This is a genomic window from Kribbella sp. NBC_00709, from assembly GCF_036226565.1.
GTDB lineage: Bacteria > Actinomycetota > Actinomycetes > Propionibacteriales > Kribbellaceae > Kribbella.
Window position 1 is genome coordinate 8,525,201 of record NZ_CP108996.1, and the last position, 24,317, is coordinate 8,549,517.

Annotated in this window: 19 protein-coding genes; 5 read left to right on the forward strand and 14 right to left on the reverse strand. The window is 66.1% G+C overall.

All coding sequences use genetic code 11. The features are described from left to right. Window positions 1–30 precede the first annotated feature (30 nt). From mobF to OHA18_RS41450, 3 genes are all read left to right on the forward strand, one after another. Window positions 31–3,711 carry a MobF family relaxase gene (mobF, locus tag OHA18_RS41440; protein ID WP_329000891.1) on the forward strand — a complete coding sequence of 1,227 codons (3,681 nt, stop codon included), beginning with the start codon at window positions 31–33 and terminating at the stop codon, window positions 3,709–3,711. An 835-nt stretch (window positions 3,712–4,546) separates the two neighbouring features. Further along, a complete protein-coding gene (locus tag OHA18_RS41445) occupies window positions 4,547–5,551 on the forward strand; it encodes a NucA/NucB deoxyribonuclease domain-containing protein (RefSeq protein ID WP_329000892.1) in 1,005 nt (334 codons plus the stop codon). 233 nt (window positions 5,552–5,784) lie between these two features. After that, window positions 5,785–6,039, forward strand: a complete 255-nt coding sequence (locus OHA18_RS41450) for a hypothetical protein (RefSeq protein ID WP_329000893.1) — start codon at window positions 5,785–5,787, stop codon at window positions 6,037–6,039. 467 nt (window positions 6,040–6,506) lie between these two features. On the opposite strand, the gene OHA18_RS41455 is transcribed toward OHA18_RS41450, so the two are convergent. From OHA18_RS41455 to ppdK, 14 genes are all read right to left on the reverse strand, one after another. Then, window positions 6,507–8,039, reverse strand: coding sequence for a type IV secretory system conjugative DNA transfer family protein (locus OHA18_RS41455; RefSeq protein WP_329000894.1), 1,533 nt, complete (start codon window positions 8,037–8,039; stop codon window positions 6,507–6,509). 224 nt (window positions 8,040–8,263) lie between these two features. Beyond that, entirely contained in the window at window positions 8,264–9,517 is a 1,254-nt protein-coding gene (locus OHA18_RS41460; RefSeq protein WP_329000895.1) for an ATP-binding protein, read from the reverse strand. A 149-nt stretch (window positions 9,518–9,666) separates the two neighbouring features. Next, window positions 9,667–11,028, reverse strand: a complete 1,362-nt coding sequence (locus tag OHA18_RS41465; RefSeq protein ID WP_442914361.1) for an SCO6880 family protein — start codon at window positions 11,026–11,028, stop codon at window positions 9,667–9,669. 71 nt (window positions 11,029–11,099) lie between these two features. After that, window positions 11,100–12,320, reverse strand: a complete 1,221-nt coding sequence (locus tag OHA18_RS41470; RefSeq protein WP_329000897.1) for a hypothetical protein — start codon at window positions 12,318–12,320, stop codon at window positions 11,100–11,102. Between the two features lie 13 nt (window positions 12,321–12,333). Continuing rightward, complete coding sequence (locus tag OHA18_RS41475; RefSeq protein ID WP_329000898.1) at window positions 12,334–12,624, reverse strand: DUF6112 family protein; 291 nt, start codon at window positions 12,622–12,624, stop codon at window positions 12,334–12,336. A 32-nt stretch (window positions 12,625–12,656) separates the two neighbouring features. Next, the gene (locus OHA18_RS41480; RefSeq protein ID WP_329000899.1) at window positions 12,657–13,211 is read right to left on the reverse strand and encodes a CHAP domain-containing protein; all 555 of its coding nucleotides are present in this window, start codon (window positions 13,209–13,211) and stop codon (window positions 12,657–12,659) included. Next, entirely contained in the window at window positions 13,208–13,981 is a 774-nt protein-coding gene (locus tag OHA18_RS41485) for a hypothetical protein (protein WP_329000900.1), read from the reverse strand. Before OHA18_RS41485 ends, OHA18_RS41480 begins: the two co-directional genes overlap by 4 nt. Before the next feature lie 36 nt (window positions 13,982–14,017). After that, a complete protein-coding gene (locus OHA18_RS41490) occupies window positions 14,018–14,743 on the reverse strand; it encodes a hypothetical protein (RefSeq protein ID WP_329000901.1) in 726 nt (241 codons plus the stop codon). Between the two features lie 49 nt (window positions 14,744–14,792). Then, window positions 14,793–15,863, reverse strand: a complete 1,071-nt coding sequence (locus OHA18_RS41495; protein WP_329000902.1) for a toprim domain-containing protein — start codon at window positions 15,861–15,863, stop codon at window positions 14,793–14,795. Continuing rightward, window positions 15,860–16,753: a hypothetical protein gene (locus tag OHA18_RS41500; RefSeq protein ID WP_329000903.1), complete on the reverse strand. Its 894-nt coding sequence runs from the start codon at window positions 16,751–16,753 to the stop codon at window positions 15,860–15,862. Before OHA18_RS41500 ends, OHA18_RS41495 begins: the two co-directional genes overlap by 4 nt. A gap of 87 nt (window positions 16,754–16,840) precedes the next feature. Continuing rightward, on the reverse strand, window positions 16,841–17,767 hold the full coding sequence (locus tag OHA18_RS41505; protein ID WP_329000904.1) for a hypothetical protein: 927 nt from the start codon (window positions 17,765–17,767) through the stop codon (window positions 16,841–16,843). An 85-nt stretch (window positions 17,768–17,852) separates the two neighbouring features. Beyond that, window positions 17,853–18,137 (reverse strand): hypothetical protein, encoded by a 285-nt coding sequence (locus tag OHA18_RS41510; protein WP_329000905.1) that lies wholly within the window; start codon window positions 18,135–18,137, stop codon window positions 17,853–17,855. A 958-nt stretch (window positions 18,138–19,095) separates the two neighbouring features. Further along, window positions 19,096–19,344: a hypothetical protein gene (locus tag OHA18_RS41515; RefSeq protein ID WP_329000906.1), complete on the reverse strand. Its 249-nt coding sequence runs from the start codon at window positions 19,342–19,344 to the stop codon at window positions 19,096–19,098. 57 nt (window positions 19,345–19,401) lie between these two features. Continuing rightward, entirely contained in the window at window positions 19,402–22,116 is a 2,715-nt protein-coding gene (gene ppdK, locus OHA18_RS41520; protein ID WP_329000907.1) for a pyruvate, phosphate dikinase, read from the reverse strand. Between the two features lie 141 nt (window positions 22,117–22,257). On the opposite strand from ppdK, the gene OHA18_RS41525 reads away from it, so the two are divergent. Together OHA18_RS41525 and OHA18_RS41530 are read left to right on the forward strand one after the other, a co-directional pair. After that, window positions 22,258–22,803 (forward strand): flavodoxin domain-containing protein, encoded by a 546-nt coding sequence (locus OHA18_RS41525; protein ID WP_329000908.1) that lies wholly within the window; start codon window positions 22,258–22,260, stop codon window positions 22,801–22,803. After that, on the forward strand, window positions 22,800–24,317 hold the full coding sequence (locus OHA18_RS41530; RefSeq protein ID WP_329000909.1) for a long-chain-fatty-acid--CoA ligase: 1,518 nt from the start codon (window positions 22,800–22,802) through the stop codon (window positions 24,315–24,317). Before OHA18_RS41525 ends, OHA18_RS41530 begins: the two co-directional genes overlap by 4 nt.

Sequence of the window (24,317 nt, forward strand, 5' to 3'; positions counted from 1 at the left end):
GCTTGCGGGACACGTGGATCGAGAGCTGATGTGCGCTGGCCGTTGAGCCTGTATGGGCGACTTGTCGGGGCGGCGATCATGCTGAGCATCCATCGGCTGACTGCTGGAGATGGCTACAAGTACCTCCTACGGCACGTCGCCTCGGGCGATGTGGATCGCCGGATGGCGACGCCGCTCACGGCGTACTACAGCGCGTCGGGATACCCAGCTGGCCGGTGGATCGGCGGCGGTCTCGACGGACTTCCGGGCGGCCGGCTTTTGCCTGGAACAGAGGTCACCGAAGCGCAGATGGCAGCTCTGTTCGGACGTGCCCAGGACCCCACGACTGGCCAACCGCTCGGTCGACCTCACCCCGTCTACAAGAGTCCTTCGGAACGCATTCGGGATAGGATCGCCACCTTGGATCCCACGCTCGACGAGATAGGTCGCAGCGACGCACTCTTCAGGATTCGGCGGGAGGAGATGCGGCAGAAGTCGAGGCAGGCCGTGGCCGGATTCGACCTGACGTTCTCCCCCGCCAAGTCTGTTTCGGCGCTCTGGGCAACAGGTGACGTCGGCGTACAAGAGCAGATCGTCGCCGCCCACCATGAGTCCGTCCACGATGTTCTCGACCTGATCGAGCAACATGCTGCCTTCACCAGGACCGGGCCGGGTGGCATCGCTCAGGTCGAAACTCGCGGTCTGATTGGCGCTGCCTTCGACCACTGGGACACCCGGAGTGGCGATCCTCAGTTGCATACCCATGTCATCGTCGCGAACCGAGTACAAGGTCCGGACGCAGCCTGGCGGACGCTCGACGGCCGGGTCCTGTATCGCGCCGCGGTGACCATGTCTGAAATCCACAACGTCTTCCTCGCCGACAACCTGACCCGGCGTCTCGGTGTCGACTGGGAGCTTCGCGAACGCGGTTCCCAGCGCAATCCTGCCTTCGAGATCGCCGCCGTACCGGACGAGCTCATCGTGGAGTTCTCTGCCAGAACCGAGCAGATCGAAGCCAACCTCAGCGCACTTCTCGAGGAACGCGGAGACCCGATCCATCCACCCAGCCGGCGCGAGATCTACGTGCTTCGGCAGCAGGCCACGCTGATGAATCGCCCACCCAAGCACCTCGCCAAGCCGCTGTCCGAGCTCATGACCCGATGGCGAACTCGCGCCGAACTGGTCATCGGCCACGACGCCATTGCGGCCATCCAGCACTCGCTCGAACAGGCCGGCAGCCGCCCCCTGACTGCGGCCGACCTCAGCCCACAGACCATCGAAGCATACGGCGCCGCGACAGTACTCACGCTGCAAACCAAACGCGCGACCTGGACGCGCTGGAACCTCCTCGCCGAGGCAGCCCGCCAGACCCGACTGCTCCGGCTGACCTCAGCCGACGAACGATTCGCAGTACTCGAGAAAATCCTCAAGAGCGCTGAACAGCACTCGATCAGCCTCACCGCGCCGGAACTTGTGTCCATCCCGATCACGAGATCCAACGGCGAGAGCGTCTTCACGATCCACAACGGCGAGATCTACACCTCGCCGGTGATCCTCGGCGCAGAGGCACTCCTGCTCGACCTTGCCCATGACGTCTCCGGACCAACCATTTGTACATCCCAGACGGCGGATCTCAGCCCAGACAAGCTCAAGGCCCTACGCCGCATCACGACCAGCGGCCAGAAACTCGAGGCCCTGATCGGCCCAGCCGGAACAGGCAAGACGAGGCTGCTCGCCGCCCTCACCAGCAACTGGACGTCCGCCCACGGCGATGGCTCGATCATCGCACTCGCACCGTCCTCAGCAGCCTCGACCGTCCTCGCGGACGCAATCGGCATCCCAACCGAGAACATCGCCAAATGGATCTACGAGTCCGCCGGCCTCGGCGCCGAACAGCGCCGCGAACAGATCCAGCAGACCGAGTACGCCGCTCACCTCGCCAACCGAACCCGCCGGAGGCACCGCCACCAGCGTCTCGCCGTCCAACTCGCGTCCCTCCGCGCCGAACAGGATCGTTGGACCTTCCGCAAGAACCAACTCGTCATCGTCGACGAAGCCTCGATGGCCTCCACCATGGAACTCGCCACCCTTGCCCGCGCAACCAACGCTGCCGGCGCCAAACTCCTCCTCGTCGGAGACGACGCCCAACTCTCCGCAGCCGACACCGGCGGCGCCTTCCGCCTCATCGCGAAAGACACCCAAGCCGCCGAACTCACCGACGTCTGGCGCTTCACCAACCCCTGGGAACGCGACGCCAGCCTCACTCTCCGCCGCGGCGACCTCACCGCCATCGATGCGTACGACGACCACAACCGGCTCAACGCCGGCTCATCCGATCAGATGGAAGACGCCGCCTACAAGGCCTGGCTCACCGACACCCGAGCCGGCCGAACCAGCCTCCTCATCGCCGCCGACAACGACACCGTCGCCCGACTGAACGCTCGCGCCCGCCTCGACCGCATCACCACCGGCGAAGTCGAACCCGACGGCATCGAACTCCACAACGGCAACCATGTCGGCCTCGGGGACCACATCGTCACCCGCCTCAACAACCGCCGCCTCCACTACGGCAAGACCGGCTTCGTCCAGAACGGAGACCGATGGACTGTCGTCCATCGTTGGCCCGACGGCTCCCTCACCATTCAGAACCGCACCGGCAGCACCGTCACTCTGCCCAGCAGTTACGTCGTGGAATCCGTCGAGCTTGCGTACGCGACCACCGCTCACCGCGCTCAGGGCGCAACAGTCGACACGGCCCATCTGCTCGTCGCCGAACAGCTCACCCGAGCACTTCTCTACGTAGGCATGACCCGCGGCCGCCATAGCAACAATGCCTATGTCGCAACCCACCAAGCCGCTGCCGACCTCCACGAACCGCACTCCGAACAGACCATGCAAGACGTTCTGGAGGCCGTCCTCAAGGACCCGGGCGTCGAGCAATCAGCCCATGAGATCCTTCGCCAGGAGCTCGACAAGGCGACTCGCCTCGACCGCCTAGTGCCCATCCACGAACATCTCTGTCAGCTCGATGCCCGTACCCGCTATCAGCAGGCCATCGCCGCCAGTGGACTGGACACGACGGACCAAGCGGCACTCCAGGCATCCCCTGCCTACGGCGCAGTCATAGCCGAACTCCGACGAGCCGAGGGCGCTGAGCTGAGTGTTCCGCAGATCGTTCGCCAGGCAGTGGCACAGTCCTCGATGGCGACCGCGGACGACATCGCAGCAGTGCTGCATGCGAGAGTCACACGCCTTGTTTCGAGAGCGATTCGCCGTACCGGTCACCAACCGAGGCTGCTCGCGGGACTGATCTCGCCCGCGAGCAACTACGTCGATCCGACCTTGCTTACTCCGCTTCGAGTGCTCGAGTCCCAGATCGTCCAACGTGCCGATTGGCTGGCAACGAATGCTGCGATCGAGGAGGCGACCTGGTACCGGTGGATGCAGGCTGGAGTCTGTGCACCGGGCGACGAATCCTTGGTTCGCGAGGTCGCTGCCTATCGAGAGCGGTACGACATTCAGAGCAGTACACCCCTTGGTGAATCCCCCAGACATGACGTCGTACAGGGACATCATCACGCTCGACTCATCAGTTTGCTTCAAAAGACGACGCAGACATCGCCAAGCGATGTCCATGCGGTCGCGCATGACGGGATGACGACCGAGCCCCCTGGCGCCGAGAGTGTCGTGGACGGATCTTCCACGCGTTCTCACCGAGATCCACTGCAATGAACGACGGCATGCGGCTCCTCATGGAGGTGAGATCGTCCTCAGGAGTGCACTCATCGCCTCCGCTCCGAATGTGTCTCGGCGGCCGAGCTCGACAACCTCCACCACCGGCCCGGCAGGACGGCATGGATGTGTACGTGGACGCGCAACGACGCAACCGCAAGCCAAGTCCGGACAACCAGCACCGGCATGAAGTCACCGCTCTCCGTCCAAGTGCATGGCCGGTACTCCGGGCGAACATCTTGCGCACCTCGGCTACCGCGCCCCCTGGGTTTCAAGGCTTCGAAGCTGTCCCTGGCGCGCGGGTCGTCACGATGTCCTGACAGTCCGATCCCGGCAACGATGCGGAGACTGATCCTGCGTTCAAGGCCGCCATACGCTTGCGCCCGCCGTGAATTCCAGTGGCTTCGAGTGTTCTTGCTGCACGCCGGGGGCTCGATTTCCTACGTCGCCGAGTACCAGCGAAATTGCAGTTTGTTGCAATCCATTGCGCTTGTCGCGGTCCGCGACGAGTGGTTGCATCCTAAGTAGGTTCACCGGGAGGGCGGCCCGGCACGTTTCTATCTGGGGAGGAATTGACGTGCGCCGAAAAGTTGCCATTGCATTGTCATCGCTCGCGTTGACCAGCATATCGACACTGCACAGTTTTGCTGTGCCGCCATCACCCTCAACCCACCCACCGGGTGCTTCTTCAAGCCCAACACCCGTTGCCAAGCAGTACGCGAGTCCACGACCGGAGCCCTCGCGAGTCCTGCCCCCCGCGGCGTCAGCAAAGGCGTCGCAGACGCCTGCCGACTGCCGTGCACTAGCCGAAAAAGTCCGCGCCAGGCAGGTAAAGATGCCGCCGAAGGCAAACTGCGCGGGAATCGAGGTCATGCCTACGCCACAGGCCGTCACCTGGCCCGATACGTGCAATCCAGCCCTCACCAACACGACGCCTTGGATCGCACTCGACCGACGCAACGCCTGTGACCATGTCGCCTTCCTGATCACCGTCGTCGATGTGAACACTGGCGAAGAGACGGGTCGCTCGGTGATGCACGCGGCCAACAAGATGCTCGCCAGCACCACCGCTCCGAACTGGAGCGTCCCCGTCGACGTCACTGTTCGGTCGTCGACGACTCCGGTCGGGCGGCCGACCGGGAGCACCGCAACCTTCGTGCCGTGCGCCACGGACTGCGCCGCTTCGAGCGTCTCCTATGCTGCGGTCAATGCCTCATACTGGCGTGGATCAGCCACCCTGTCGGCCACACCGATGGCATCGAACACCTGGCGCGAACACGTCTTCGGCCAGTGGCACGTCACCTTCAGCAACCCGCAATGGATCACGACGACGTCGGTCGATCTCTACACCGCCGACTCACGCTGCGACAACGCCTACGGTGGGAGCGCCGCCAACTGCGTGTTCCCGAACGTACCCGCCACAATGTCCTTCTCGTTGGCCGTCAATGCGGAATTCAACAACCACGTGCAACGAGCACTGCTGTCCGGACTGCCCGGTATGGCAGGCTCCACGACCTACCTCCACAAAGTCTTCTCGCCGTCGGTCGCGAGGAAGAACGGGGACACCGCTTGTCCTCAGAGTCTTCCCCGGCCGGCACAGAAGCAGTGCGACGAGTACCCGTTCCGCAGTACCTATGAGGGCGCCTACACCAGCGGCGATCCAACCCCACGCAGCTTCCCAGGCTGCGAGATGGATGACCCCGAGCGCACTGGTCCGAGTGGCTTCAGCCGCTGCTTCATCAATGAAACGCAGAACGGCTCAGCAGGGGCATACCTGGTCAACTTCTACCGGGCGCAGCGCATGCTGGCCAACGATCCGTTCCAGATAGAGTTCGTGTAGTGACGGATTCGACCTACCAGATCGAGGTCTCCTACCACCAGTTCTTTCTGGTGGTCGGAGGCGCTAGCCCTATTTTCGATCCCTCCACAGTCGGACCGGTGCTCGCGCTTGACCCGCAGGTACCGTCAGCGGTGATCGTCCGTACCGGCTGCGCCGACGGGCCAGTCAGAGTGACGGTCCGGATCGGAGCCGGATCGCTCCCAGACCTCGCAACCGCCGGCGGTGGATGGGAAGTGGGTGAGGAATTGGCGATACCTATCAGCGAGGAGCTGTACCTCGCTCCGCTGATGGGCGAAAGTCCGGCGTACCCGGTCTACACACCAACCGACCCGGGACTCCACCTGGTCCGCGTCCTCGCACGCGGTCGCACGACCCACTACGACGCGGTCGTCTGGGAACCCAGCGAGGACTACGACATCACCATCACACCAGTCAGCTCGGACCCAGGCCGCCAGACGACCGGCGACGACGGCCTCTACCGATCCTGACGAGGGCTTCCAAAGTCATCGCTGCTGCCTAGCAGCCATCGAGGAATTCTCCAGGAGAATGCAGGACGCTGACGCGCGCATCAATCATCATCCGGAACTTTCGCTCTCGGGACGGTGCGCAGTGCGGCTACAGCCTAGATGTGAGCTCCACTCGCGTAGTCGGCGGAGGGCGAGGGTTAGGTCTCGGTGGAAGGCGAGAGGGTCTGTGGAGGCGGCGTCGTCTTGGTAACAGGATTCCCAGAAGGTACGTAGGGCGGAGAGTTCCTCGACGATGGCGCCGTGGTGGTGCCAGCACGGTGGGATGACTTTGTGGTCGAGGTTGTAGCGGGTAGTTGCCCAGGACACCCATTCGCCGAGGTGCTCTAGTTCTTCGCTGGTACTAGCGGGGTCTAGATCGCGCCAGCAAACGACATACGGGTCAGTGGGCGGGGTGAACGCCAGTGCTCTGGCGAGTTCGTCGTCGGGGTTCATCGGAGGATGGCCTTGCCGATGCTGTCGCGGATCTGGTCGGCGTCGGGTCGGTCGGTCCAAGGAGTCATGGTGAGGAGGATGGGCGGGGCTGTCCGGGCGAGGAGGATGCCGGTGCCGAAGGGGATGGTGCGGATGACGTCGGGCGGGAGGATAGGGATTCGGCGGGTGCTGGTGGACGTGGTTCGGCCGCCGTCGGGGCCGCGGCTCCAGTTGCGGATCTCTTCGTCGCGTTCGCCGCAGACCGCGGCCAGGTCTTGGAGGTCGCGGGGTTGGGCGGAACCGCCGAGGATGAGGCGGAGGGTTGCGGCGTCCCACATGGCCGCTGCGGCTTGTTCGCCCCAGCGCTCGCGGGCCTGAGCCAGGGACTGGATGACCACATGGGTGGAGATGCCGGAGCCGCCGCCGTCGGCCATGAGCCCGGGGAGGGACGGTACGGCGCAGAGGTTGGCGATCTCGTCTAGGACCAGGCCCAGCGGTGGCTCGAGGCGGCCGCCGGGGTTGTGGGCCGCGAGTTGCCGGGCGCACTCGGTGATGTCTTCGAGTAGGGCGGCGATGAAGGCCGAGGTGGCGCTGGCGCCGGCTCCGGTGCCGAGCAGGTAGATGGTGCCGCGTTCGCGAATGAATGAGGCGGGGTCGAGTCCTTCGCCGGGCGGTGGGTCGAAGGAGCGTCGTACGGCAGGGTCGGCGAGGGCGGACAGGGCTGAGCGAACGCCGGCCCAGATGGCGTCGCGGGTGCGGCCGTCCATGCGGACGATGCCGTCGAGGGTGTCGCCCCAGCCTTCGGCGGCCTCGTCGGAGCGGTTGAGGATGGTGACGGCTTCTGTTGCGGAGGCTGGTTCGAGGCTCCACCGGTAGAGCTGATCGATGCCGCAGTCGTCGAGAGCTGCGGCGTGCAGGAGTCCACGGAGTGCCATCTCGGTCTGGCCGTGCCAGAACGCTCCGTCTGTGACGCCGCCTTTGGTGAAGCCGGCACCGGCGGCGAGCCCGCTGGCGCGAACCATCGCGGTGGTGGGGTTCTCGCATCCGCGGACGGGTGACCAGCGGATGCCTTCGACACGGCCAAGGCCTTGAGGGTCGAACACGGCAACGGGACCCATCCCCTGACGGAGCTCAAGGGTGGCAGCGAGGTTGTCGGGACGGGTCGACGTGGTGACGACGGCACCGGGAGCATCGATGATCCCGCCGATGATTTGGTGGAGCCCCTTGCCGGATCGCGGTGGACCGACATCGATGCGGGAGTCCTCGACGGACGCCCAGCAATCATGTCCGTGGGACCGGCCGAGAAGTGTTCCGACCTCGCCGGGCGATCGGGTGGGTGCTTGCGGGCGGGCGGTACGCCCTCGCCGTACGACCTGTCGGCGCCCGACCGCAGACTCGACCTCAGCGCTTGTCGCCAGACCAGGGCGTAGCGCGAGCGCGCGCCGGCGATTCGCGTGGGTTGACCGGCGACCCTGCAACAGTCGCGCACCGAGCAGACCGCCGACGATGGGCAAGGCAACAACGCCGGCCAGGGCTGTCCAGTAGGGCACGGGCCCTAACTGCGCGGCAGGGAGCCCGAACGCGACCGCTGGGTTGCCCGGATGCAGCACGACGTTTAGTGCGTCTATCCATGGCGACTTGGGCCACCGGCCGATCGTGAGGAGGCATGCGAGGCCGCCGGCGAGGTACAGGACGCCTGTCGTGCAAAAGAGGATCCCGGCACCGATGAAGAGGATGTCGGTGAGGTCTCGGGGTGGTCGTTGGTTCATTGCCTCTACATCCGGGCATCGGTGTCGAAGAGTTCGACTTCACGGGCATGGCGGACCAGTTGCACGACGAAGGACCGGTTGGGTAGCCGCCACAACGCCCGACCTTTGGGCAGCTTGCCGATGGTCGCGATCTCGACGTCGGTCAGGCCGAGGAGGCTCGCCGTTCGGGCGAGCTGGTCGGGCTCCTGGCGGAGCATGATCCTGGTCGAACAGTCCGCCAGCAGGCCTTCGGCCAGAGCACGGGCTTCGGAGCCAAGGTCACCGACAGCGGCGAGGTCGGACAGGCGATGCACGATGAGGATGTTGGACACGCCCCAGGCGCGCGAGAGCTTCCACTGTTCCTGCATCCTGCGAAGCAGCGCGGGATCACGCATTACTCGCCAGCCTTCGTCGTAGACGATGTAGCGGTTGCCACCTGCTGGGTCGGCGACAGCGGACTCCAACCACGACGATGCGCACGCAAGGGTCAGGCGCAGCGCCTCGTCGTTGCCGCCGCTTCCGAGCCATGAGGAGTCGAGGGTGACCATCGGCAGCGTTGGGTCGAACTCCGTCGTAGAGGGGCCGTCGAACATCCCGGACATGTCGCCGTGCACCAGCCGGCGGATCGCGTGGGCGACCTGCCGGCCATCGTCGGTCAGGCTCGTTGTCTGCAGACCGGCACGTCGTGCGAAGGCCGAGTCTGGGGTGAAGAGAGCGACCACGACATCCGGGACTGTCGGCGACGCGACCTGGCTGGACACGGTCTCCAGCGCGAGGTCCAGCGCGGTGTGTTCCACCGCGGCCAGCGGACGGCCGAGGGTCGATTCGGCGAGTGTTCCTAGCAGGGCTCGACGGCGTGACCAGACGATCCGTTGCCATTCGTCCGCATCGACCGTGGACGGTTTGCGGCCGGCATCCAGTGGGTTGAGTCGGGTGGGGAGTCCTGGTCCAAGCTTGATGGTGACGCCGCCCATCGCCTCGGCGACTGCTGTCCACTCTCCCTTCGGGTCACAGGGCACGTACGCTTTGTGGCCGAGGGCAATGGAACGGGTGATGAGCGCCTTGGCCGTCGACGACTTGCCGCTGCCGATCACCCCGGCCAGCAAGACGTTCGGGTTAGTGATGACGCGGTCCTGATAGAACACCCAGGGGTCGTAGACGAACGATCCGCCGCTGAAGACGTCGGAGCCGATGTAGGTGCCATCGGCACCCAACCCGCCTTCGGCCAGGAACGGGTAGGCGACCCGAAGCACCCTGGTCGTGGCACGGTGGGTGTCCACAAGGAGTCGTCGACCGCGCCCTGTGCCGGACTCCCCCTCGATCACACTCGGACGCGGTTTACGAGGTGCCAGGTACGCCGTCTGCCGGTTGGCACGCCTCGTCGCTCGGTCGGCGCCGTCCTCTTCGAAATACACAGAGTGCCGCGCCATCAGAGCCCGACCCCGAAAGGCAGCGCACCAGCCAGGAAGCCTTCCATCTGCTGGCCGGCCAACCGCCGCAGGTCGAGTAGAGCCTGACCCGCTGCGATCTCAACCTCCATGCACGCGTCGTCCAACGCATCCTCTGAATCGGCCGAGACGACGACCAGCCCGAGCCAGCGCACATCACCGTGGCCGGCGGCCAGGTCACGCTCCCGCTGTGCCACGTCAGCATCGAGCTGGCGGTCTTCCTCGGTCTCCAGCTGCCCGATCCGATTGCGTGTGGCCCGATCGCTGATGCGCTCGACCTGATGACGCCGTGCGTCCCGCAGCGCCTTGGCCATCGGGATCGGCTCGATGACCAGGGTGAAGGTACGGCGAATGCCTGGCTTCAGCAGCAACGGGCTCAGGAACGACGGAGTCGCCCGGATCCGCGGCCACTCCGTGATGACGTACACCCTGTGCAATGACGAGTCGGTTCTCAACTGATCCCATCCCGCGTCCACTGCGAACGGACCTGCATCCACCGCGTCGAGTGCCATCGGCTTCTGAAGGGTGCGCGTCGCGGCCGGATCGAATGCGACCCGCAGACTCGCTGCGAGGTCTCCGGCGCTCAGCCACGCACCAGCCACGCCAGCCGCGGCGAGCGAGGTCTGGAACGCGCGCGCCTCAGATTCGAGCACGGCCGTGGCGCCGATCAAGCCGCCGCCGTGCTTGCGCACCTCGCGCGACACCGCGTCGAGATTCACCGCGAAGCTGAAGAGAGTCTCGTGCCGGGCAGCGGTGGGTGCCGCGCGCCCTAGCAATTCGGTGTACATCGCTCCGGCTGTAGTCCGAGGGTCTACCTTGCGCTTCTTGGCCCACTCCCCCAGCTCGTCGCCGGGGTCCGGGAGCGTGCGCTCGAGAATCTGTGCCCGTGCGATCCGGTTGCCCTGGCATAGGCCGGCGATCAGACGCCCGTACGCCGCGACCCGCCGATCTTGCTCATCGGCGTTCTGCAACAGATGCGCCGGCCCCTCGATCCGGGCAACCGCGATCAAGCGTCGACTGCGCGGATCGTGAACGACACCAAGCCCGGTGCTCGAAGTCATGATCCGCAACGCGCCGCTCTCACCCGGCAACTGCAGGCGTCCATGCTTACGCGGCTCCATGACGCGTGCACGGTAGGACTGCTGCCCGCGCAGCGATCGCCAACCATGTGCGGCCCTCAGCAAGAGCCATCTGTACACCGGCAACTCCTCAGCTCGAGCAAAGGCGGCCGCGATGCAGACCGGAGCCATCGCCAACCCAGCCGCCTTCGCCAATGGGGTCAGTTGTGTAGCGATCGCCAGCGCCGCTAACAGGACGGCGGTCAGCAGCAGCGCGACCTGCATCGGGCGCAGTCCGAGCAGTACGGCGTGCCGCTCGGGTCGAGGGAACCGCGTCGAGAACGTCTCTGGACTCGTCATTCCTGTCCACCGCCCTGGGTATCGCGACGGCCATCGGACTGTTCTCCAGGCCCTCCGGAGCCATCAACAGACACCTGGCTCGTCGCGACCGCGGTGGCCGTCGAACCCTCGCCAGCCGGTGCAGTCTGCGATCCGGTCGGCGCGGAGAACGCTCCGTCGACACCGCCGAGCTGCCCCTGCGACGCCGCATCGCTGGCCGCCGATGCATCAGCCGACTTCTCGTCCCGCGAGTCCTTGCTCTCGCCAACTACTGGCCCCGATGCGTCCTTCCCGCCCGAGCCACCAAAGTGATGCGCACCCCACTGCTGCGCCTGCTCCATCCGTTCCTTGACCGCGGAGGCACCGGCCGTTCCCTGCTGCAACGCATGGACTGCGGTGTGCCCCTGGTCCCCTGCCCAGTGGATGAAGGAGTACGTCGCCAGTGGCGCGAAGGCGGCCATTGCAAACAGCAGAACTCCAGTCAGGAACGTCCCGATACTCGCGTCGGCCGGGTTGTCTGCTGCGCCCGTGGCTGACAACCCCAGCGTGAACACAACAGCCATCGCGACCTTCGAGAACAGCAACGCCCCGACGACCTCGATCCACCGCCGCAACCAATGCCTGGTCGCCGACCACGTCCAACTGGCCAATGCGATCGGGGCAAAGACAACGAAGGCGACGAGCGCGACCTGGCGGATCAGCATCACGAAGTAGAGCAAGGCGGTCGCGATCAGACCGAACACGACCGCGACAGCCAGGAACCCACCAAGGGTCCCAACGCTGAGCAGCGCCGTGACGTCCAGCATCCGTTCGAAGCCCGGTTTGGTCCTGGGGTTCCCAAGAATGGCGGTTGCCATCTGATCGACCGCCTGACCAGACGCTCCCACGATGCCAACGGCGAAGGGGACGCCGGCCGTACCGAGCAGAGCTCCGAATACCGCCTGCCCCAGCCGGGCAGGTTCCCGTCGAATCGCTGCGGAAGCACACTGGATCACGAACGCGATCACGAGCAGTGGCAGTGAGATGGAGACGACGAGGTCGAGGTTGTCCGTCCACCATTTCTGATTGAAGTCTGGCGTCGTACTGTCGCTGAAGCTCTGAAACACGTACGTCGTCATCTGGCTCAGCCCCTTGGCCAGCCAACTCACGAACGAGTCCCACACCGAATCGGTGATCGCGTCCGTGCCCGCCGAGACCGCGCAGGCACCTGGATTGAAGAGGCATTGAATCCAAGACATCAGCTATCCGCCGTCAGCCGATGACAATGCCGCTGAAGAAGCGGATCAGACTGTTGGCCGAGCCGATCAAGATCGCGGCACCAAGCGACGCCAGGACGCCGACTCGTCCTTTGCTGGCGACGTGCGGGTTGCTGTTGATGTTGCCCAAGGCCCATGCAGCCGCCGAGATGATCAGCGCGACGACGCAAGCTACGAGCGCGAACGTGATCGTCGCACCGGCCAGCGTCCGTACCTCCGGCAGCCCTGGCAGACCGCTGGCGTTCGGGCTGACGCCCGGGTCCTGCATGATGACCAGCTGCCGCATCGATGCACTGCATCTGAACACGTCGATGTCCTTCAGGTAGTTGAGTAGATGGGTGATGCCCAGCCGAGATAAGTGGCGCCCCACTGGGATTCGATGAGACCGAAGTCGACGAGGTACACGCCGCCTTCGCCGGCGACGGCGTCGCCGATGTCGTTCGAGACGATGCGGCCGTTGCCGACGTACACCGCGACGTGGCCGTACGGTCCACCGGTCGCCCAGAACACGAGCGCACCAGCAGGTGGCTGACGATCGCTGGGATGAGCGTGGTTGGTGGTAACCATCTCGTGCCACTGCTCGGCAGCCGACAAGTAGCCTGCGCGTGGCCGGCCCCAGATGTTCGCGGCCAGGCGGGCGCACAGCTGGTAGTAGCCGTGACTGCCGACCAACCGCAGCGCACGAGCTACTGCCTCGTCCGCACCCGGGAGCGCACCGCCACGGGTGCGGACCGGAGGCTTACAGTCGGTCGGCGTCGCAGAGGTGGGCGTCGCAGCACAGGTGTCTGTGCCGCTGGCTGCCAGGGCGATCGGTGCCATCAGGCCAACGCCTCCGGCGAGCAGCGCCGCGGCCAGCGTCACCTTGACGATCACGGCGACACCTGCGCTGTGGCAGACCAGAACTTGCAGGTCGGCGTGCAGACGACCGCTACCGCGGCCTGCCGTTCGAGGAACCTTGTGTCGGTGTCCATCACGACCGTCTGCTTGCCGTGGACAACGTACGCGTGCCAACCCTTGGGGGCCTGGCTGCGGTTCACCATCGCCTCGAGCTCAGGCGTGATCTCCGCCGTCACGGTTCCGACGGTGGCGCGGGCCTTGTGCAGCTGTAGTTGATCCCAGTCCGCCCACTGCGGCAGCAGACTCTTCGCGACCTGCGGTGCGGCCGAGGACGGGTCGGCGTACACGCTGACAGCGTTCTGCCAGTCGACGTAGCTGTGCTGTCTGGTGTCGTAGGTCCAGATCGCCCGGGCATATGCGATCGCGAACTCCTGCGGGTCTGTCGTCGTCGGACGCCGCCATGCCTCCAACTGCACTGCAGGCTCGCCCGGGATCGTGGTGCCGTGGGAGTTCGGCGTACCGGACTTCGCGTCCGGGCTGTGCCAGCGGGCAATGAGCATGAAGATCAGCGCGACCACGCCGGCGACGATCAGGACCGGTACCAAGATCTTGGACCGGCTCGATGACTTCACAGTGGTTCCTCTCTTGGGGGCTTCTGTACGGCGCAGCCACGCGAAGCCGGCGGCCGCGACGGGTCGCGGGACCAGCCACAGCGCACCGAGGACGTGCAGGGTGAACCTGAGCTGCGCGCGGTAGTACCGGACAAGCCAGTGATGGCGGGGTACTTCGTGGAAGTTGTGCGTCATAACGGGCCTCAACGGTTGAGGCCTGGAGACTTTTCGTCAGGCGGCTCGCAGCCACTCGAGGCCAGCCGCTCGGCGGTGGCCGCGGCGGCTTGGTTCTCCGAAAAACCGCTGGTCACGACCCGACGCGGCCCGAATCCAACGGCGTACGACCGGATCGCCAAAGACCGTCTCCCCGGACTCGCCGAGCGCCAGCCTCGCCAGCGCTGAGGTCTGGCTCGCGCCGCCTCGAAGCAACCAAGCAAAGGCTTCCGCCTGCGTTCTGGTCGCACCAGCTCGGCGAACCCGAGCAACTATCCCCGCGCGGTAGAACGGTGGTCCGTCGGCCGCGGCCCTGATGAGGCGCCGACCGACGGCGAGCGCAAGTCCCTCACCAGTCAACTCCAGTGCGATCCGATCCAGGTGCTGGCCCAGTACCGGCCGGTGTGCGGCCTCGCCGTCCGGCAGTTGCTGGGTTAGCGGGTGACGCCGACGTCGAACCATCTCCGCGCGTACCGCGTCTTGCAATCGCCAGCGGACCAGGTTCGCGAGGTATCCCCACGAGACCCCGCCCTCGGGCGGATCGTCCGCCAACTCGAGGCACCGCTCCCACGCGATCACCCGCGCGAGCTGTGCCGCCTCGTCATGACCGAGCGCTGCGCGGAGCCGACTCGACAGCGGTACGACGATCCGAGCCTCAATCCCGTCCGCCAGCCGGCGTGACGGGCCTGCTGCCCACCCGGACCGCTCTGCGTCGGCGATCAGTACCTCCAGGTCAACGTCCATGCCCACAATCTGCTGTCCAGCACCGCGATCCAGAACCTGGATCCCGGAATCAAGGACTCCGGGAATAGTCCGCCGGATCGGCGCCTGCATCGACCACGCCGGTCGACGGACGTCGCCGACTCCGAGGGCGGCGATCTCGACATCGACTGACAGCCGCCACCACCTCGGTCGACACGAGCTGCTCGTCGAGATGCACGGCCTGTGCGAGCTTGGCGATCTCGCCGGCCACCCGAGTCGGCGGAAGGCTCGCCACCAGCGGCGCGACAGCCCGGACCGCGTTCACCTGACCGCTGAGGTGATCCAAGACCTTGTCCCACCTCTCCAGCTCGACCTCGATCGCGAAGTCGACCAGCGGACGAGCCGACCCCAGCACCGCCCTCAGCTGCCGAGGATCGACCGAGTACAAGGCCGCCGGGTCTTGCCGATCCGGCAGCCGCGCAAATAGCACCTCGTCGAATAGATCGGACAGGACCTCGAGACTCCGCAGAGCGCCCGTTCGACCTGCCAGATCTCCATCGAATCCAACAATGACTGCACCTGTCCACGCGTACTTCCTGGCCATGAGCGCCTGCTCGGGTGAGAGCGCCGTACCGCAGCACGCCACACCGACCCACTCCTCCCCCGACAGGCTGACTGCGACCGAATCCATCGGCCCCTCCACGAAGACCGGCACGGCGCCTGCTCGGAGTCGTTCCACCTGACGGTCGAGGCCAACCAGCGCCTTTGCCTTGGAGTAGATCTCGGTGGTGGGCGTGTTCAAGTACCTCAGTCGGCCGCTCTGGGCACGACCGATGAACCCAACGGTGTGCAGGTCGAGGTCGTGGGCGGCGAACATCAGCCGGTCCCGAAACCTGTCGATCAGATACCCGCTATTGGTGACCGACGCCAGCCCCGCTGCCACCAGCAACCGATCGTCATAACCCGACCGGCGCAGATGGCTGACTAGCCGGGACCAGCCGTCCGGGGCGTACCCAACCCAGCAGGTCGGGCTCGGCGACAACACCTCGACCAATCCTCGGGCGTGCAGGTGCTGCGCCGCCCAGCCGTCGGGTCTGTCGTCCAACTGTTGCCGGTAGAACGCAGCGGCGGCCAGATGTACCTCGAGCAGCTGACCATTCACAGATCCAGCCCACGGTCGGGCGGATCCGGATCCGGATGAATCTCGGCCGCGACTCCGCTGCCCATCCGATAGCTCATCGTCGGAGGCACCGTGGTCAGGAGCTCGTGCAGGCGCTTCGGCGCAGAGTCAAGAGACGTGAACTCTCGCAGGCTGCCGGGCAACGCGACCGCGCGAACCCGGTCATAATGCAGCATCAGATCGGGGATGAACCCAACGGCGCGCCTCTGTGAGCGCTCATCGCCGCCGACCACAACGCCCACCGAGTCGGTCAAGCTGAACTTGCGCAGCATCCTTGTCTGCGCGGTCGACAACCCATCACCACAGACCGGAATACCAGCCCACTGGCCATCCAACTGCCGACTCATCTCGGACACCGCGATCGCACCCGCCGGATCATCAACAATCACAGGCATCGCACCACCACGCAGAAGATCCATCTGCTCGTCGATCCCGACAAGCACGTTCGACGACCGGTGCACCGCAGTCGCCGGTGTCAGCGAGCGGACTCCACCGTCAGGACCAATCCCGATGAACCCCGCTGGCAACAACTTGTGGTCACGGGCAACGAGCACGAGTTCGTCTCGATATCGATCAACCGCGTCGCCGTCCTCGGTCCACCTCATCAACCCCGCCCGCACCATGGTTGCGTGGCTGAACCCCTCCGACTGCAGATGATCGACGAGGTTCGACCAAGTGTCGGGGGCATAGCCGACCTTCCATGTCGAGTCCGTCGACAGCACCTGCTCGATACCGGCCTCCTTCAGGTACCCCGACGGCCACCCGTCCGTTGCCCGCAGCAACTCTCTGCGGAAGAAGCGTGCGGCGGCAGTGTTTGCCGCCAGCAACCGCTGCCGCTCCTCCGGCGTACTCGCAAACCCAGGATCGTTCACCAAGACCTCCAACAAAGCCGAACAGTTCCGGCCTCGAAGATCCCGTTACAACGCTGGCGATCGAACCCTGATCACGACTTCCAGGAGTCAGAGATCCAGCCCCGGAGCGGGCGGATCCGGGTCGGCGCTCCGCGACACCACGAACCCACGACCGCTGGCCCGATACGTCATCAACGGACGCGAGCTTGCCAGCAAGTCGTTCAACCGCTCGACCCCGAAGTTACTTCGCGCCACCTCCGCCAGCGTCTGCCCAGGAGGCAACGCAACGGTATGAACCCGATCGAAGAAGAACGCTAGGTCCAGCAGGTACCCTGCCGCCTGCTTCCGTTCCGCCTCGCTGCCGCCCAAGACAACGACCGCCTTGTCGCTCGTACTGAACTCCCGCAAAGTCCTGGACTGGGCCGTCGACAGCCCACCACCACACACCGGGATCCCAGCCCACCGCCCATCCATCACCAGGCCGGCGTTCGACACAGCGATCGCATCCATCGGCTCATCAACAATCACCGGCACCGCACCACCAGCCAGCAGACTCCGCTGCTCGCCAATCCCCACTAGCACGTTGGACGGTCGATGAATCATCGTCACCGGACTCGCCGATCGCGCCTCGCCATCCGGCCCGATCCCAACAAACCCGACCACCGACAGCCGGCGATCGCGCGCAACCAGCATCAACTTGTCCCGATGCCTGTCGGTGGCCTGACCATCCCCGCTCCAAGCCATCAGACCAGCCCGAGCCAACGTCCCATAGGCGAACCCCTGCTGCCGCAGATGATCAACCAAATTCGTCCACGTCCGCGGTGCGTAGCCCACCTTCCACGGCGACTCCGTCGACAACACGGACTCAGCCGCATGCGCCTTCAGATACTCCAAGTGCCACCCATCCGTAGCCCGAAGCAACTCCCGACGGAAGAACTGCGCAGCCGCAGCATTTGCCTCCAGCAACCGTCGACGCTCCTCCGTCGACAACCCAAAACCCTGAGAACTCACAAAGACCTCCGAAGCAGCACTCACAACTGACTGCCACGAGGCTCACCTCGACCACACGATCCGCAGAACCTGGAACTCGGCTTCAAGGACATCCGCCATCCGAGGACGATCACGTCAAGCTGATGTCTCTGCCGGGCTCTTCCAGCAGCGACTGTGCGGGCGGCGTCCGCGGACGCGGACGTCTCACGGGCCGATCACGCTCGTCGAACGGTGTCGGCGAGTCCGCCCAAAGCGCAGCCGACCGTGCCAACTGAGCCCCAGCCGCATCGATCGCCTCATCGACGATCCCGATCAGCTTGCGAATGCTCCAAGCAGCATCGTCGAGCGCCTCGGCCTCCCGGGCAGACCACACCCGCGGATCATCGATCTCTGCGTTCGGCTTCCCAGATTCCATGGCCCCGAAGATCGCCCGCGCGACGCCTCCGCAGAACCGGGATCAGACAATCCAGGACGTCGGTCAGGGACTCGGGCCGGTGGTCGGCGCGTCTCTCCCGATATGCAGAGGCGAGGTCGGATGCTGGCTTGATCTCAGGACGGGCGCCCGCGTCACGCCCGTCGACCGACAGTATCGACCTGACTGCGGCGCGTCTCGATGAATCCCACGCCGTACCACCATCGCGAGATGCGAATCCACAGCGCAGTTCGAGCCGATGGGAGGCGCGGCGTCAGAAAGAGCTAGCACCATGACCACGGACAACCTCGCCGGTCTGAGCGACGCACGCCGTTGCGGCAGGGTAGCGGACTGGCGGGTTCCGGAATATGCTCAGAGTTCTGGGGCATGCCGGAGGGCCCTGGCCTGGCGCGTCCCCCCACGCGCCGCCGGGCCCTTCCCCACGGCCTGGACGCTCACTTGGATGGCCTGCTCGTTCGTCGTCATCCCTTATCGAGACATCTGCAGGCCCTACACCCGGACACCTGGGGATGCTTGGCGCTCGCGCGCGCCGACGGTTCTCATCGTTGGCCGCGCGGCTACTGATGGCAGCCATCACATCCGGACGCCACGCCTGGCCAGCCACGAATCGGTAAGGATCTCAGCCAGTTCGTCTTCGTCAAGACGGTCCAGCCACGCACAGACTGACACCTTGACCTTGAATGTGTGCACGGCGAAGAAGACGTCGGACCGGTCAGCGAGCACGTCGCTCGAATCCAGGTCGAGACTCCAGACTCGAATCCAGGTCGAGACTCCAGAACTGCAGAACCTCCCGCCCCGCGTCATCCGACCGCAATCTGGCGAACGGATGGCGCCCGACGTCGAATGTCGGCGAACCCTCATGCGCATGCCCAGGCCTCGCTCCGGTCAGTCCCCCGGCAATCCGCTCGACATCCCGCCACGTCGCCATCCAGCCAATCTCTCACAACACCGTGAAGCTCGTTGGATGCGCCCCGCGGCCACAAGCGAAGGTAGGCAACGGGATCGCACCGACCGAGTTGACGAGCGTGGTTGCGACCGCCCAGGCCGCCTCGGGTCCGCTGACGTCGGCGGCCGCACGACGCGCCCGGTTGACGAGGGCGGCGAGCTTGAATGCACCGTCGAAGGCACCACTGACGATGCTCGCCCGCCGCCACGCAGGACTGAGTTCGTTCCACTCGGTTCCTGCCACGTCCCCATCATGAGCCCGAGAAGCCTCCACGACCGGAGGACCGCCTGGCGGCAACATTCACCGGGTGTCGCTACCCGATGAGGTTGGGGCCACGGCGGCGCGGCCGGATTCGAGGCGGGCTATCGGGATGCGGTACGGCGAGCACGAGACGTAGTCGAGGCCGGCTTCGGCGAAGTACGCGATGGAGGCCGGGTCGCCGCCGTGTTCGCCGCAGACGCCGATGACGAGGTCCGGGTTGCCCTTGCGGCCCTCGGCGACCGCGATCCGGACGAGCCGGCCGACGCCCTCGACATCCAGCGACTCGAACGGCGAGACCGCGAAGATCCCGGCGTCGAGGTAGCGCGGGAAGATCGACGCCTCCACATCGTCGCGGCTGAACGCCCAGGTCAGTTGCGTGAGGTCGTTCGTGCCGAAGGAGAAGAAGTCGGCGCACCGAGCGATCCGCTCGGCACCGAGCGCTGCCCGCGGTACCTCGATCATCGCCCCGATCCGGGTCGGGACCACCCGACCGGTCGACGCGGCGACAACGGCCAGGACGCTCTCGATCTCGTCCCGCACCAGCCGCAACTCGGCCTCGCCGGCAACCAGCGGCACCATGATCTCCGGTCGCACCTCCAGCCCTTCGGCTGTCACCGCGGCCGCCGCCTCGGCGATTGCCCGGGTCTGCATGGCGAACAGCCCGGGGATCACGATCCCCAGCCGTACCCCGCGCAAGCCGAGCATCGGGTTGCTCTCATGCATCCGCTGCACCGCCCCGAGGAGACGCTCGGCCTCGGGATCCGGCGTGTCCGTCGCCCGGCCCACAGCTACCCGCACCGACAGATCGGTCAGATCAGGGAGGAACTCGTGCAGCGGCGGATCGATCAGCCGCACCGTCACCGGCAGACCGGCCATCGCACGGAAGATCCCGGCGAAGTCGTCACGCTGCAACTGCAGCAGGTCCTCGAGCGCGGCCTGCTGCTCCGAAGGACCATCCGCGAGGACGAGCCGCTCGACCAGCTTGCGCCGCTCCCCCAGGAACATGTGCTCGGTCCGGCACAGACCGATGCCTCCGGCACCGAATCGGCGCGCGCGCTCGGCATCGGCCGGGGTGTCCGCATTCGCGTGTACGCCGAGCACACGGCGCGCATCGGCATGACGCAGCAGCCGATCCACGGCCCGTACCAGATCGTCAGACTTCGACAGCTCCAGACGCCCCTCGAAGTACTCGACGACCGGAGAAGGGACAACCGGGACCTCTCCGCGGTAGACAACGCCGGCCAGACCGTCGAGGGACAGCATGTCGCCTTCCTCGATCACAACCCCGGCGGACGTGACGGCCCGGCGAGCGACCGGGTCGACGGTCAGGCTGTCGACACCGCACACACACGTCTTGCCGAGCCCGCGAGCAACGACTGCCGCGTGGGAGGTCTTGCCGCCCCTGGTGGTGAGGATTCCGACCGCGGCCAGCATGCCGGGCAGATCATCCGGGTTGGTCTCGCGGCGGACGAGGATCACCTGCCAGCCCTCATCAGCGAGCCTGCGAGCGGCAGCGGAATCGAACGCCGCGACACCCACCGCAGCCCCCGGCGAGGCAGCGACGCCATGAGCTACCACCGGTACGTCGTGATGCTCGCCGAACCGTGGAAACATGAGCTGGCTCAGCTGCGCGCCGTCGACCCGGAGCAACGCCTCGTCGAGCGTGATGAGCCCCTCGTCGACGAGCTGGACGGCAATCCGGAACGCCGCGCCCGCGGTCCGCTTCCCGACCCGCGTCTGCAGGATCCACAGCCGGCCGCGCTCGATCGTGAACTCGATGTCGCACAGGTCGCGGTAGTGCCGCTCCAACGTCGCCATCGCGGTCCGCAGCTCGACATCGCTCACCGGGTCGATCGCGGCCAACTGCGCCAGCGGAACGGTATTGCGGACGCCCGCGACGACGTCCTCACCCTGCGCGTTCTGCAGGTAGTCGCCGTAGACGCCGGTCGCGCCGGACGCCGGATCGCGGGTGAACGCGACACCGGTGCCGCTGTCGGAGCCGCGGTTGCCGAAGACCATCGCCATCACGTTGACCGCCGTACCGAGATCGTCGGCGATGTGCTCCTGGCGCCGGTACAGGGTCGCCCGCTCCGTCGACCACGAGCGGAACACCGCGCGAACCGCCAGGTCGAGCTGCTCCACCGGGTCCTGCGGGAACGGCCGGCCGGTGTGGTCGGCGATCGCCTGCTTCAACGCCGTACAGGCACGTTCTATCGCCTCGGCCGGCAACTCCTCCGGTGTCCCGACTCCCCAACGGGCGTACTCCGTCGACACGGCCGATTGCAGGAGCTCGTCCGGTACGTCGAGCACCGTGCGCGCGTACATCTGCAACAGCCGGCGATAGGAGTCCCACGCGAAGTGATCGTCACCGGCGTGCTTCGCCAGCCCGTGGACGGATTCGTCGGTGAGCCCGATGTCCAGGATGGTATCCATCATCCCCGGCATCGAGAACTTCGCGCCGGAACGCACCGACAGCAGCAACGGGTCGGTCGGGTCACCCAGCCGACGGCCCATGGTCGCCTCCAGGCGAGTGAGGTGCGCGGTGATCTCCTCGGCCACACCGAGCGGCAGATCGCCGTTCTCCAAATAGGCACGACAGGCCGTCGTTCCGATCGTGAAACCGGGCGGAACCGGCAGACCCAGGCGGGTCATCTCTGCGAGATTGGCGCCCTTGCCTCCGAGCAGGTCCTTCTGGTCCATGCTTCCTTCGGCGAAGTCGAACACGTAGCGAGCGGTTGTCAGCGTTGTGGTCATGGATGTGCCACCTCCGTCTCTCACGTTCCAGCGACGGGCACACCGGCCACAGGGCCGAAGGTCCCGCCCGGACCGGACGCTCTGCCCTGCCCGCGCGGCGGCACACGTTCGATCCTTCAGGTATCCCCCTTGGAGGTAGCGATGTCCGGACACGTGTTGGTGGCGTACGCGAGCAAGATGGGCTCGACGGCGGAGATCGCCGCCGGGATCGGAGCCGAGATCCGCGAGCACGGCCACCTGGTCGACGTTCGCAACGTCAAGCATGTCCAGTCGGTCGCGGAGTACGACGCGGTCGTCCTCGGCAGCGCGCTCTACAACCGCGCCTGGCGGCCCGAAGCCGTCCACTTCCTCAGCAAGCATGCCGAGGAGCTGCGCGCGCGGGAGGTCTGGCTGTTCCACAGCGGTCCGATCGGCCCGCACGCCGACGGCCTGCAAGCGATGCCGAGGAAGGTCAGGGAGCTTGCCGAGCGCATCGGTGCCCAACCCGCGATGACGTTCGCGGGCCGGCTCGAGCCCGAAACCGCCCAGGGGTTCCTCGCTCGCCGGATGGCCGCCACCGTGCTGGCCGGGGACGTGCGGGACTGGGACGTCATCGGCGCCTGGGCACAGGACGTCGCCGCCGCGATCTCCGCGGCCGAGGCCGGCTGCTGGAACCGCCCGGGACAGAGCCAGGAGGTGTCACGATGAGCTTCAACCTCGCCACCATGCTGACCGAATCGGCGCTCAGCCACGCCGGCAAGACCGCAGTGATCAGCGGCGACTACCGGATGACGTACGCCGAGCTCGACGCCGCATCCGACCGGTTCGCGACCGGACTCCATCTCGAGGGCATCCGTCCTGGGGACGCGGTCGGTCTGCAGCTGCCCAATCTGCCACAGTTCGTGATCGCGTACTTCGGGCTGCTCAAGGCGGGCGCGATCGTCGTACCGATGAACGTTCTCTACAAGGCCGACGAGGTCGGCTTCATCCTGCGTGACTCCGGGGCGCGGATGCTGATCACTTGGGCCGGCGTCGCCGACGAGGCCGCGAAAGGGACGGCTCAGGCCGGTGTGGACAACCTGGTGGTCGTCACCACTCCCGGTCTGGAGCGGCCGGCGAACGGCACGCCGTTCGAGAGTCTGCTGGCCCGAGCCCCTGCCGGCACCCCCGAGATGCACCAGTCCGATCCGGGCGACACCGCGGTGATCGTCTACACGTCCGGCACCACCGGCCGGCCGAAAGGCGCCGAGCTGACGCATTTCCAGTTGTTCATGAACGCCGACACTCCCGGCCGGCTGTTCGGCGTACAGGACGACGACGTCATCCTCGTCGTGCTGCCGTTGTTCCACATCTTCGCGCTGTCGAGCATCCTCGACGTCTGTGTGCGGTTCGCGGCGACGATGACGCTGGTCCCCCGGTTCGCCCCGGACAAGGTGCTGGCGACTATCGAGCGCGACCACGTCACCGTCTTCGAGGGCGTGCCGACCATGTACATCGCCCTGCTGGCGCATCCCGACCTCGACAAGTACGACGTGTCCTCACTGCGCGTGGGCGTGTCCGGCGGTGCACCGATCCCGGCCAAGGTCATCGACGAGTTCGAGGATCGCTTCGGGATCGTGATCCTGGAGGGCTACGGACTGTCCGAGACGGCCTCGACCACGACGTTCAATGTCAGCGCCGAGGACCGCCGCGTCTACAGCGTCGGTCGGCCGATCTGGGGCGTGCAGGTGCAGGTCTGGGGCGACCACGGGGACCTGCTGCCGCCCGGCCGCGACAACATCGGCGAGCTGATGGTCCGTGGTGTCAACGTGATGCGCGGCTACCGCGGCGACCCTGAGGCGTCGGCGAAGGCCTTCAGCCGTGGCTGGTTCCACACCGGCGATCTCGGCTACGTCGACGAGGACGGCTACTTCTTCGTGGTCGACCGGAAGAAGGAGCTGATCATCCGCGGCGGGTACAACGTGTACCCGCGGGAGGTCGAGGACGCGATCTACACCCACCCCGCCGTCGCCCAGGCCGCGGTTGTCGGCGTGCCCGACGATCTGCTCGGCCAGGAGGTCAAGGCGTACGTCGCGCTGCACCCTGGCCGCGAGGTCAGCCCGGACGAGTTGATCCAGCACGTGAAGGCGCGGATCGCGCCGTACAAGTATCCGCGATCGGTGGAGATCCGTGCCGAGTTGCCGATCACGGCGGCGGGCAAGATCCTGAAGCGGGAGCTCTAG

Bases quoted from the DNA above. Each gene is read 5' to 3' on its own strand.
- OHA18_RS41465 (WP_442914361.1), bottom strand. From the start codon at position 11,028: ATGCAGGTCGCGCTGCTGCTGACCGCCGTCCTGTTAGCGGCGCTGGCG.
- OHA18_RS41530 (WP_329000909.1), top strand. From the start codon at position 22,800: ATGAGCTTCAACCTCGCCACCATGCTGACCGAATCGGCGCTCAGCCAC.
- OHA18_RS41485 (WP_329000900.1), bottom strand. From the start codon at position 13,981: ATGACGCACAACTTCCACGAAGTACCCCGCCATCACTGGCTTGTCCGG.
- OHA18_RS41475 (WP_329000898.1), bottom strand. From the start codon at position 12,624: ATGCGGCAGCTGGTCATCATGCAGGACCCGGGCGTCAGCCCGAACGCC.
- OHA18_RS41510 (WP_329000905.1), bottom strand. From the start codon at position 18,137: ATGGAATCTGGGAAGCCGAACGCAGAGATCGATGATCCGCGGGTGTGG.
- OHA18_RS41445 (WP_329000892.1), top strand. From the start codon at position 4,547: ATGCCGCCGAAGGCAAACTGCGCGGGAATCGAGGTCATGCCTACGCCA.
- ppdK (WP_329000907.1), bottom strand. From the start codon at position 22,116: ATGACCACAACGCTGACAACCGCTCGCTACGTGTTCGACTTCGCCGAA.
- OHA18_RS41525 (WP_329000908.1), top strand. From the start codon at position 22,258: ATGTCCGGACACGTGTTGGTGGCGTACGCGAGCAAGATGGGCTCGACG.
- OHA18_RS41490 (WP_329000901.1), bottom strand. From the start codon at position 14,743: ATGGACGTTGACCTGGAGGTACTGATCGCCGACGCAGAGCGGTCCGGG.
- OHA18_RS41470 (WP_329000897.1), bottom strand. From the start codon at position 12,320: ATGTCTTGGATTCAATGCCTCTTCAATCCAGGTGCCTGCGCGGTCTCG.